The organism is Streptomyces sp. NPDC054932 (assembly GCF_053610205.1).
In genome coordinates this window covers 43,472-53,118 of record NZ_JBSGXU010000038.1, presented here as the reverse complement: position 1 = coordinate 53,118, position 9,647 = coordinate 43,472, and the positions used below count along the sequence as shown (strand labels likewise).

Below are 9,647 nucleotides of genomic sequence, written 5' to 3'. Positions count from 1 at the left end.
GCCGGGGCCCGGCGCGGCGCCCCCCCCCGCCCCGCCCCGCCCCCCGCCCCGCCCTCACACCCGTACCACCTCGACCCCCGCCGCCCCGAAGGCAAGTGCCACGCCCGGGGCCAGGCCCGTGTCCGTCACCAGGACGTCCACCGACGAGGTCGCGCAGATGCGGGCGAAGGCGCGGACGCCCAGTTTGCTGGAGTCGGCCGCGACGACCACCCGGCGGGCGCGTTCGCACAGCAGGCGGTTGACCGAGGCCTCGTCCTCGTGGCGGGTCGCCGCGCCGTCCACCGGATCGAAGCCGTCCACGCCGAGCACCGCCGTGTCCACCGCGAGCTGCCCGAGCACCTGTTCGGCGAGCGGGCCCGTCAGCTCGTACGACTGAGGGCGGGCCACGCCCCCCGTCAGTACGATCTTGAACTGCGGCCGGATCACCAGCTCGCCCGCGATGTTGAGGGCGTTGGTCACCACGGTGAGCGCCGGGGAGCCCTGGGCCAGGTCCGGGCGTCCGGCCAGGGCCCGTGCCACCTCGGTGGTCGTCGTGCCGCCCGTCAGGCCGATCACCTCGCCCGGGGCGACCAGGGCCGCCACCGCCTCGCTGATCCGGCGCTTCTCGGCGGCGCGGCGCGATGTGCGGTAGCGCAGCGGGAGTTCGTAGGAGACGCCGTGCAGCACGGCTCCGCCGCGCGTGCGGACCAGCAGCTGCTGTTCGGCGAGCTGGTCGAGGTCGCGGCGGATGGTCGCGGCGGACACGCCGAGGGTCTCCGCCGCGGGTTCCACCTCCAGCTCGCCCCGTTCCACCAGCAGGTCCAGCAGTGTCTGCCAGCGCTCCTTGCGGGTCATCGGCCGCCCCCTTCGGTGTTCTGCGACATTCGTTCCACGGTGTTTTCGGCGCCCCCATCGGCCCACCCGGCGACACTAACTCAACCGCTCAACCCGTCGATGCTTGAAGTTGCGTGAAACTGGCCGCTACCTTGCAGGAAAACGCATTCAGACCCGCCTGTCGCACGAGGGAGCCTGTATGAGTCACGTCGCGTACGAGTTGGGCACGCAGCCCGCATGCTGGGAGCGGGCCGCCGAACTGGCCCCGGCCCGGCGGGCGGTGCTGCCGAAGCCGGGGGAGCGTACCGCGATCGTCGGGTGCGGGACCTCGTACTACATGGCCCAGGCGGCCGCCGTGCTGCGCGAGGAGGCCGGACAGGGGGAGACCGACGCCTTCCCCGCCTCCGAGTTCCCGCGCCACCGCCGGTACGACCGGGTCGTCGCCCTGACCCGGTCCGGCACCACCACCGAGGTGCTGGACCTGCTGGCCGGGCTCCGGGACGCCGGCGTGCCCACGACCGCGGTCGTCGGCGACCCGGCGACCCCGGTGATGACCGCCGCGGACGAGCTCGTCGTCCTGGACTTCGCCGACGAACAGTCCGTCGTGCAGACGCGTTTCGCGACCACCGCCCTGACGCTGCTGCGCGCCCACGTCGGGCTGCACTCCGCTTCCGTGGTCGCCGACGCCCGCACCGCGCTCATCGACCCCCTCCCCGTCGAGATCGCCGGCCGCGGACAGTTCACCTTCCTCGGTCGCGGCTGGAGCGTCGGACTCGCCCACGAGGCCGCGCTGAAGATGCGCGAGGCCTCCCTGTCCTGGGCCGAGTCCTACCCGGCGATGGAGTACCGGCACGGGCCGATCAGCGTTTCGGGGCCCGGCACCGTCACCTGGTCGCTCGACACGGCCCCCGACGGGCTCGCCGAACAGGTCCGCGCCACCGGAGCCCAATGGGTGTCAGGGCTCCTCGACCCGCTCGCCGAACTGGTCCGGGTGCACCGCCTCGCCCTCGCCGTCGCCGCCCACCAGCAGCTGGATCCGGACGCGCCGCGCAACCTCACCCGCTCGGTGATCCTGACCACCGGCGAGGAGGCGGTCCGATGAGCCTCGTGCCCGCAGGCGACCTCGTCCTGGAAGCGGCCGCGGGCGGCCGGGCCGTGGCCGCCTTCAACATCATCACGCTGGAGCACGCCGAAGCCGTGGTCGCCGGCGCCGAGGCGGCCGGTCTGCCGGTCATCCTCCAACTCAGCGAGAACGCCGTGAAGTTCCGCGGCGGGCAGCTCCTGCCCATCTCCCGGGCCGCCGTCGCGTGCGCGGAGGCGGCCGCCGTTCCGATCGGCCTGCACCTCGACCACGTCAAGAGCCCCGAGCTGCTCCGGCAGGCCTGCGACGCGGGATACAGCTCGGTGATGTACGACGCCGCGCAGCTCCCGTACGCCGAGAACCTGGAGGCCACCCGGTCCGCGGCCGACTGGGCGCACTCCAACGGGCTGTGGATCGAGGCCGAGCTGGGCGAGGTCGGCGGCAAGAACGGCGCCGCGCCGCTGGATCCGCACGCCCCCGGCGCCCGTACCGACCCCGACGAGGCCCGGCGGTTCGTCGCCGACTCCGGGGTCGACGCCCTCGCCGTCGCCATCGGCAGCAGCCACGCGATGACCAGCCGGACCGCGGCCCTCGACCACGTGCTCCTGGCCCGGCTGGCCAAGACCGTGGACGTGCCGCTCGTCCTGCACGGCTCCTCCGGCCTGCCGGACGCCGAGCTCGCGGCGGCCGTCGCGGGCGGCATCCGCAAGGTCAACATCGGCACCGCGCTGAACGTGGCCATGACCGAAGCCATCCGCGCCCACCTGACCCCGGCGGACCCCCGGCCGTACCTGACGGCCGCCCGTACGGCGATGGCGGCGACCGCGACGGCTATGATCGGCGCCCTGAACTGACGGGCGCCCTGAACCGACGGGCGGCGGGGAGCACGGGGAGCGGCGATCATGGACGTGCAGCGGGGACGTACGAATCGCCGCCGGTTCCTGCTGATCGCCGGTCTCCCGCTGCTGACGGTGGGCGCGGGCCTGACCTACGCCATGTGGCCCGGGCCGCCGTACACGCACAAGGTCCGCACCGACCTGGAGCCGCTGAACCGCAGGCTCGGGCCGTTCCTCGGCGAGCTGACCGACGCGCACTGGCTGGGCTACGACATCGACGGCAAGGGCAACGGCCGGACCGTTCCGAGTCCCGACTCCAGGATCCGCGTGGTCGGTGTCGCCCACCTGTCGGCCGGCGGGGCGGCCGCGATCACGGGCAAGCCCGACCACGCCTTCGGGCCCGGCGCACCGTCCGATCCGCCCGCCCCGCTGAAGCCGTACCTGCCCGCCGCCGCGGCCTGGCGGCACAGCCCGGGGTTCGACGCGTACGCGGACGGCCAGGGCGCGGGCAGCCAGGCCACGGACGGGAAGCCCGCGGGCCGGTACCTCTTCGACACGGCCCGCGACCTCGTCCATTTCGACGTCCTGTACCTCTTCACCTGACGTCGCGCGGCATCAGGACGGGGCGAGACGGGCCTGGTGGCACTGGATCCCGTGCCACTCGGCCCGGTCCGGGCGGGCGCCCCGGTCCAGGGTCCGGGTTCCCTCGGCGAGCGCCAGGGCGCGCTCGGTGGACAGTACGAGGGCGACGAACCAGGTGGTCCGCTCGGGCTCGACGGTCTCGTCGTAGTACCACTCGGCGGTGACGCGGGCGTCCCCGGCCAGGAAGGGACGCTGCAGGAAGTCCTGTACGGGGAGCGGGAAATGACCGAGCACCCCCTGCGCCTCCGGGACCAGTTCCAGCCGCAGCACCGGAGCCCCCGGCAGGCCCGGCGCGGTGGTGCGGCCGTCCGGCGCGGGCCTCCCGTCGAAGGACCGGCTGCGCAGCGAACCCGGCTCGACCCGGGCGCGGCGCCCGCGGAACTCCGCCTCCCCGTCCTCCCGCAGCACCTGGCCGACCCGGCACAGCCCGCGGTCCCCGACCACCACCGCGGAGGGCCGCCCGTCGGAATCCGGTCCGGCCCACCAGGTCAGCGACCGGCCGGCCTTCTCCAGCAGCCGGGCCCGCACGTCCCCCGGAAGCAGCTCCCAGTACCCGTGTCTGGCCGGGATCCCGGGGTCGACGGGCAGGGCGCCCGGCTCGTGGATCTGCGTCACCGCCCGCGTGAACCCGGGGTCCTCGCGGCGCCATGCGTCGATGTCCATATCCGCCCATTGTGCGGCAGGTGGCCGAACTGCACAGCTGTTTCGGGCGAGTTGGGTTTCCTGAGGAGGGGGAGGATGAGGAGGAGGGCGCGGTGTCGGGCCGGAGGCCGTCAGATGCCGATGGCCCCGTCGATGCGCTCGCGCAGGAGGTCGGCGTGCCCGTTGTGCCGCGCGTACTCCTCGACCATGTGGATCAGCACCCAGCGCAGCGACACCTTCCCGCGCCACGCGTCGACGGACTCGATGTCGAGGTCGGGCGCCTCGGCTACGAAGCGCTCGGCGAAGGCCACTTCACCGCGCCACGCCTCCCAGGCCGCCCCGATCGCCGCGGGATCGGACGCGGCTCCGTCGAAGTCCCCATCGGGGTCGTCCGCCGAGGAGAACAGCGGCGGCGCGTCCTGGCCGGCCAGGACCTGCCGGAACCAGCGGCGCTCCACATCGGCCAGGTGCCGGACCAGCCCCAGCAGGGAGAGCGTGGACGGTTCCACCGACCGCCGTGCCAACTCCTCGCCCAGACCTGCGCACTTCAGCTCCAGTGTGGCGCGGTGGTCCGCCAGGAAGGCGACCAGCATCCGCCGCTCGTCGCCGGTCGCAGGGCCGCTGAAGCGGCCGTCCCGCTCGGGTTCGACGAAGAATTCCGCTCTGCTGCGTGGGCTCGTCATGGTCGAGAGTATGAACGGCGGTTCTGATCGGTCGGCACGCGGGTCCTTCCGAATTCTTGTAACAGGTTCTACTCTGACCGCCGCCACCACAGCGACCGGCTGGACCGCGAGACTCCCGGAGGGGCCGTGCACCTCGAATACACGCCTGAACAGCAGCAGTTGCGCACCGAACTGCGCGCCTACTTCGCCGAGCTCGTGCCGCAGGACGTCTACGCCCGCTACGAGGACCCGGCCGCCCAGAAGCGCTTCTACCGGGACACCATCCGCCGGCTCGGCGCCGACGGCTGGCTCGGGGTCGGCTGGCCCAAGGAGTACGGCGGCCGCGGGATGACCCCGATGGACCAGTTCATCTTTTTCGACGAGGCCGCCCAGGCCGTCGTACCGCTGCCCCTGATGGCACTCAACACGGTCGGGCCGACCATCATGCAGTTCGGCACCGACGAGCAGAAGGCGTACTTCCTGCCGAAGATCCTCGCCGGGGAGATCGACTTCGCCATCGGCTACAGCGAGCCCGACGCGGGCACCGACCTCGCCGCGCTCAAGTGCAAGGCCGTCCGTGAGGGCGACGAGGAGACCGGCACCTACGTCGTCAACGGACAGAAGATCTGGACCACCAACGGAGACACCGCCGACTGGGTCTGGCTCGCCGTCCGCACCGACCCGGACGCCCCCGCGCACAAGGGCATCACCATGCTCCTCGTCCCGACCTCGGACCCCGGCTACTCCTGCACCCTCATCAACACCCTCGCCTCGCACGACACCACCGCCAGCTACTACGAGGACATCCGCGTCCCGGCCGCCCGACGCGTCGGCCTGGAAAACAAGGGCTGGCGCCTGATCACCAATCAGCTCAACCACGAACGCGTCACCCTCGCCGCGCACGGCACCATGGCCATCCGGGCCCTCCACGACGTCCAGCGCTGGGCCGCCGCGACCAAGCTCGCCGACGGCCGCCGGGTCATCGACCTCCCGTGGGTCCGCGGCCGCCTCGCGCGCACCCACGCCCGGCTCGACGCGATGAAGCTGCTCAACTGGCAGATGGTGGGCGCGGTCCAGACCGGCACCCTCACTCCGCAGGACGCCTCGGCGGTCAAGGTGTACGGCTCGGAGGCCCGCCGGGACGCGTACGCCTGGCTGATGGAGATCGTCGGCGCGGCCGGCTCCCTCAAGGACGGCTCCGCGGGCGCGGTCCTGCACGGCGAGCTCGAACGCGGCTACCGCAGCGCCGTGATCTTCACCTTCGGCGGGGGCAACAACGAGATCCAGCGCGAGATCATCTCCTGGATCGGCCTGGGCATGCCCCGCGTGCGCCGTTAGGAGGCTGTGACGAAGAGCCATGGTTGGCACAAAAGAAGGATGGTTGGCATCAAGATCGCGGTGGATCCCGCTCGGCGGCGATGCCTGCCGAGAAGGCCCGTTTGGGCCTGGAACGCGGCGTCGCGGAAGCCGACAGCAAGCCGGGCCGCGCCTACCGCCGGATCAACAACACCTCTGCGCGCATTGACGGGGACACCCTGACTTCGCCGCGATCCCAGCCGATCGCCCTGGACAGGCGTTGATCGTCACCTTCGAACCTTCCCCCCGGCCAATGCCAACTTGCCCAGCGACAGCCCTGGTCGCCTCACCAGACACGCCAGGAGGGGGACCCCGCCAGGGATGCGCGGAGCCAGGCCGCCATACCGTTGAAGCCTGGGCATCCGGGTGGGGGTGTGCGTGAGTGAAGCCGGCGCCACGCGGGGACGGCCCGGCACCAGGCGGGGAACCTGGACGCCCTCCAGCACGGCCGCGAACTGCGGACCGTCTCCCCTCTGCAACGCCCCCGGAACCCTGCGCGTAAGCCCAGACTGTCACCGGCCGTCCGCAGGTGGCGGGTACGGGTGAGATGGGACATGGAACTGATCCGAGAATCCGCGGCCGAGCAGGACGTGGAGTGCGCGGTGGTGGAGCTGAGACCTGTTCCGGTGCGGCGGCCTCGGTCGGCGTCCGAGGCGCGGCCTGACCGGCTTTGGAGACCCGGCCCGCCCACGTCGGCGGGCAACCCACGTCGAACGGGTGGACCGCCTGCCGTGAGATTCTCCACGAGGTCGTACCCCGCCGGCCTGGACGTGCTGCTGCGTGGACAGCCAGGGGCCGGGCCTCCTTCCCGCGCCTGTGCGGATCCGGTGACGGAAGTCGCCGGGCTGAGCACGGAGAAGGGGCCCGGCTCATGGAGCCGGATCAGCGGGCGGTGGCAGTTCCCCGGCGGCGCGCGTAGACGACCGCACCGGCGACCGCCGCCACGGCTGCGGCTGCGGCCGTGGTGGCGGAGATCGGCTGCCAGGACGACTCGGGCGCCGGTTCACCGGATGCAGCAGTGACCTGCTCCGGCTGGTCCTCCACGAGGCCACCGTATCCGCCGGCCAGGCCCTTGCGGTCGTATTCCGAGCCGGGCATCTTGTCGCCGTAGCGGGCGGTGACCAACTTCTGGTAGGCGGCGAGGGTGATTCCGCGCTTTCCGCCGAGGCCGGTGGTCGCTTCCTCGTTGAGCGGCTCGACCGTGCCTTCGGCGGTGAGCCGGTACCAGGCGTGGATCTGCGGCTCGGTGAAGGTACGGGCCTGGGGAGTGCCGCGCTCGGCAAAGCCGATCTCGGCGTCCCCGTCCCGGATGCCCGCCAGCTGCCAGCCCTCGGCACCGACGTTCTGCGCGCCGCTTGCCGGCGTAGCGGCGTTCCCCTTGGGTGCGAGCAGTACGGCGGCGTGTTTGCCGTCGGAGGCGGTCACCCGCGAGGCCAGGTAGGAGAGCCGGAGTGCGGTCTGCGGGGTCGCCTGGGTCTTGCCGGTCACGAACTCGGGGCTGATCTCGAACATCGGCACCGGGTCCTTGTTCAGATCGAACCCGGGCGGCGCGGCGACCGCGGTGGGTGCGTTCCCAGGGGTGCCGACGGTGCCGCCGTCCGCGGCGGGGGCGGTGCGGGGCTGCCGGGCCGAGACCAGGAAGCGGGAGACGGTGTTGCGGAGTTGGTCACTCCCGAGGGCTTGCTGGGCCGACTGGTAGCCCGCGATGCCGTCGCCTTCCGCAGCCTGTGCGGGAACGATTCCGCACAGGGCGGCGGCGAGCGCGGCCGTGGCGAGGACGGCGGCTCGGAGTGCAGCGTGCCTGGCGTGTCGCATGGTCTGCATGGTCGGTCTGCTCCTCAGCCCTGGATGCCGATGCGGGAGTGGGTCCACTGGAACGAGTTGTTGTTCGTGTAAGTGGAGTGGTTCCACCAGGTGTAGGTCTGGGTGGTCTGCCACGGGTCGCCGACCGCGATCATGTTGGTGGCGCTGTCGTAGCCGTAGATGACGTTCATGTGACCGCCGCCGGTGCGCCAGCCGAACCGGACGGCGAACGGCCGGCCTGCGTCGATCTCGGCGGCGGACTCGCCGAAGGATGCGTTGCGGTACAGGCTGCGGCCGCTGTTCCTCAGTCCCAGCCTGGCCAGGCCATTGGCCATGTCCTCCAGCGTCGCGGGCTGGTTGTTGCAGTTCACCCAGGTTCCCTGGGCTGCGAGTTGGCAGAACTGCTCTTGGCTGACGGACCGGCCCCAGTGCTTCGCGATGGTCACGCCGGAGGCGTCCCAGCACCACTGGGTCCTGACCTGCTTCTGCATGTCGATGCCGAGTGTCTTCGCTGTCGTGGGGGTGGGTTTCGGGTTCGGGGTTGAACCGCAGACCGGCAGGGGGGTGGTGTTTTCCCTGATGAAGGCGTCGGCGATGTAGAACGAGCCGGTGAAGATCCACCTCGGGTTGTTCTCCACGGTGTCGCCGCTGGTCCGGCAGGACATCTGGATCTTGGCGCCGACCTTCGAGGACCCCTTCACCTGGGCCGAGAGGGACGGCTTGGCCCGGTGGTTGACGGTCTTGTAGTTGCCCTGCCCGCCGATGACCGTGCCGCTGACCGCATCGGCCCGGGCGAGGGCATTGAAGCCGAAGAGCAGACCGCCGGAGAGCGCGGCGGTGATCGTGGCTATCAGCGCTTTCTTGCGGCGGGACGCGCGACGTTTGTGCATCATGCTCCTTGATCTGAAATGCGGGAACGGGCTTGCTTGCCTGGCGGCGCTCCCATAAATGACGAATGGTCAGCTGGCCGGGCCGGTCGGAACCGACCGGAGCGGCGCTCGAAACGGGCGGCGGCCACTCACCGCCAACGCCCCAGGGGCGGCGCCGCATTGTCGATGAGGCTGCCGTGACCGGACAGGCGGACATCGGAGGCGATGGACCGACGGCGGCGCCTTCGGCGGCGGTCGCGCTCATGCTGCCGGCGAACGCTCCCCGACCGGTTTCTTGCGGTTCCGCAGGCGGGGGTGAACTGTCCACCTTGCGCGCACGCCGTCGCGGCGGGGTCGGGAGTGCGCCGTTGCCGTCGCCGTACCACCGCGAGTCGCTGTGTACGGCGATCGGGAGCCGGACAACTACAGCCGGGCGATGCCAATTGACCGAGTGTCACATTCAGGCGGATCGATGGCCTTGCACTGCCGGTGAAGTCGAGATTCAGGCCTTCCGTGACCACGCACAACCGCACCTCTTTCCTTGACTGGATTGGGTGCCGGGAATCCTGCCAGAGAGATCGGGGGGCCTGAACGCCCTTGCTCTACGCGCGAAGATGTCGCGAATTCAATCACCATAAAGGAGTGATGTGACAGGCAGTCAATCCAGTTACGTTTGCGCAGGGTTGGGGATCCCGTGGCCATTGGTCCAGGCCATTTGGCGGCCACCTGAGGCGTGGGACTTTACGCAAACTTGATCTACCCCGGTCCTTCATTGGACGCGCTGTCAAGTAGTTGAATCGCCCAGAGTGTGCGCCGCGTGACTCTCCATCATTTTATGAAGGGAAATCGACTTCAGGTTTTGCCTGGAATGAGCGCGTCCCTGCCCGCCCGGTCGAGGCAGCCGCCTCTGGACGGGTTCCGGCGGTGTCCGCACCCACGCTCA

10 protein-coding genes are annotated in these 9,647 nt (G+C 71.1%); 5 read left to right on the top strand and 5 right to left on the bottom strand.

Annotated elements, in window-relative coordinates; all coding sequences use genetic code 11:
- Nucleotides 1–54 precede the first annotated feature (54 nt).
- On the bottom strand, nt 55–834 hold the full coding sequence (locus tag ACWGE1_RS13805; protein ID WP_453420702.1) for a DeoR/GlpR family DNA-binding transcription regulator: 780 nt from the start codon (nt 832–834) through the stop codon (nt 55–57).
- A gap of 178 nt (nt 835–1,012) precedes the next feature.
- Here ACWGE1_RS13805 and ACWGE1_RS13800 point away from each other — a divergent pair, with 178 nt between their 5' ends.
- Genes ACWGE1_RS13800 through ACWGE1_RS13790 form a run of 3 tightly spaced genes read left to right on the top strand, consistent with a single transcriptional unit; the run spans nt 1,013 to nt 3,333 of the window.
- The gene (locus ACWGE1_RS13800) at nt 1,013–1,915 is read left to right on the top strand and encodes an SIS domain-containing protein (RefSeq protein ID WP_453420701.1); all 903 of its coding nucleotides are present in this window, start codon (nt 1,013–1,015) and stop codon (nt 1,913–1,915) included.
- Complete coding sequence (locus ACWGE1_RS13795) at nt 1,912–2,748, top strand: class II fructose-bisphosphate aldolase (RefSeq protein WP_453420700.1); 837 nt, start codon at nt 1,912–1,914, stop codon at nt 2,746–2,748. The genes ACWGE1_RS13800 and ACWGE1_RS13795 overlap by 4 nt, the downstream gene beginning before the upstream one ends.
- A gap of 48 nt (nt 2,749–2,796) precedes the next feature.
- Nucleotides 2,797–3,333: a hypothetical protein gene (locus tag ACWGE1_RS13790; protein WP_453420699.1), complete on the top strand. Its 537-nt coding sequence runs from the start codon at nt 2,797–2,799 to the stop codon at nt 3,331–3,333.
- Between the two features lie 12 nt (nt 3,334–3,345).
- Here the strand turns inward: ACWGE1_RS13790 and ACWGE1_RS13785 are convergent, their stop codons facing one another.
- Complete coding sequence (locus tag ACWGE1_RS13785; RefSeq protein ID WP_453420698.1) at nt 3,346–4,035, bottom strand: hypothetical protein; 690 nt, start codon at nt 4,033–4,035, stop codon at nt 3,346–3,348.
- A gap of 110 nt (nt 4,036–4,145) precedes the next feature.
- Nucleotides 4,146–4,697: a DinB family protein gene (locus tag ACWGE1_RS13780; protein ID WP_453420697.1), complete on the bottom strand. Its 552-nt coding sequence runs from the start codon at nt 4,695–4,697 to the stop codon at nt 4,146–4,148.
- 126 nt (nt 4,698–4,823) lie between these two features.
- Between ACWGE1_RS13780 and ACWGE1_RS13775 the strand changes: the two genes are divergently transcribed.
- Together ACWGE1_RS13775 and ACWGE1_RS13770 are read left to right on the top strand one after the other, a co-directional pair.
- Nucleotides 4,824–6,014 (top strand): acyl-CoA dehydrogenase family protein, encoded by a 1,191-nt coding sequence (locus ACWGE1_RS13775; protein ID WP_453420696.1) that lies wholly within the window; start codon nt 4,824–4,826, stop codon nt 6,012–6,014.
- 23 nt (nt 6,015–6,037) lie between these two features.
- Nucleotides 6,038–6,256 (top strand): hypothetical protein, encoded by a 219-nt coding sequence (locus tag ACWGE1_RS13770; RefSeq protein WP_453420695.1) that lies wholly within the window; start codon nt 6,038–6,040, stop codon nt 6,254–6,256.
- A 658-nt stretch (nt 6,257–6,914) separates the two neighbouring features.
- On the opposite strand, the gene ACWGE1_RS13765 is transcribed toward ACWGE1_RS13770, so the two are convergent.
- The gene (locus tag ACWGE1_RS13765) at nt 6,915–7,856 is read right to left on the bottom strand and encodes a hypothetical protein (protein ID WP_453420694.1); all 942 of its coding nucleotides are present in this window, start codon (nt 7,854–7,856) and stop codon (nt 6,915–6,917) included.
- 14 nt (nt 7,857–7,870) lie between these two features.
- Nucleotides 7,871–8,728, bottom strand: a complete 858-nt coding sequence (locus tag ACWGE1_RS13760; protein WP_453420693.1) for a papain-like cysteine protease family protein — start codon at nt 8,726–8,728, stop codon at nt 7,871–7,873.
- Nucleotides 8,729–9,647 lie beyond the last annotated feature (919 nt).

Coding starts and splice junctions, on each gene's coding strand:
- ACWGE1_RS13805 (WP_453420702.1), bottom strand. CDS start 834: ATGACCCGCAAGGAGCGCTGGCAGACACTGCTGGACCTGCTGGTGGAA.
- ACWGE1_RS13800 (WP_453420701.1), top strand. CDS start 1,013: ATGAGTCACGTCGCGTACGAGTTGGGCACGCAGCCCGCATGCTGGGAG.
- ACWGE1_RS13795 (WP_453420700.1), top strand. CDS start 1,912: ATGAGCCTCGTGCCCGCAGGCGACCTCGTCCTGGAAGCGGCCGCGGGC.
- ACWGE1_RS13790 (WP_453420699.1), top strand. CDS start 2,797: ATGGACGTGCAGCGGGGACGTACGAATCGCCGCCGGTTCCTGCTGATC.
- ACWGE1_RS13785 (WP_453420698.1), bottom strand. CDS start 4,035: ATGGACATCGACGCATGGCGCCGCGAGGACCCCGGGTTCACGCGGGCG.
- ACWGE1_RS13780 (WP_453420697.1), bottom strand. CDS start 4,697: ATGACGAGCCCACGCAGCAGAGCGGAATTCTTCGTCGAACCCGAGCGG.
- ACWGE1_RS13765 (WP_453420694.1), bottom strand. CDS start 7,856: ATGCAGACCATGCGACACGCCAGGCACGCTGCACTCCGAGCCGCCGTC.
- ACWGE1_RS13760 (WP_453420693.1), bottom strand. CDS start 8,728: ATGATGCACAAACGTCGCGCGTCCCGCCGCAAGAAAGCGCTGATAGCC.